The organism is Stenotrophomonas sp. 01N47 (assembly GCF_056399165.1).
Map to the genome: position 1 here is coordinate 1 of NZ_JBFTQU010000078.1, position 408 is coordinate 408.

General features: G+C 54.8%; 1 pseudogene. It reads right to left on the minus strand.

The features are described 5' to 3' along the window. Positions 1–224: pseudogene (locus tag AC1DKR_RS21300) on the minus strand (hypothetical protein); the annotation flags it as partial. Positions 225–408 lie beyond the last annotated feature (184 nt).

Below are 408 nucleotides of genomic sequence, written 5' to 3' on the forward strand. Positions count from 1 at the left end.
GCCCAGGCCGGGCTGGCGATCGAGTATGCGCGGAAGATCGGCTTGCCTTCGACCATGAGACCGATCATCGCGAATTCGCCAGAGCGGAAGCGGAAACCTTCAGGACGCGTCATCGTGAAGCGGAACAGGTTGTCCGTGTAATGCGTGACGCTGAGAACGGTTTCGGCGAAAACGCCGGCAGGGATTGGGGCWGCGAATTCTTCGGTCTTTGCAGGGGCGTTCATTGCGGTATCGGATCCCGTAGTTCGTCGATCATCAATTCGATGCGAGCGAGATATTACAAATAGGCGGCGGATTAAAGGTATTCCATTCCCTCTGTGGCGAGTTGCATGAAATATGCATGTTATCGTCAGGTTTGGGAAACCCGATGTGCATCATTCGCTTTTGCTCTGGCGAAGCCCGACAAAG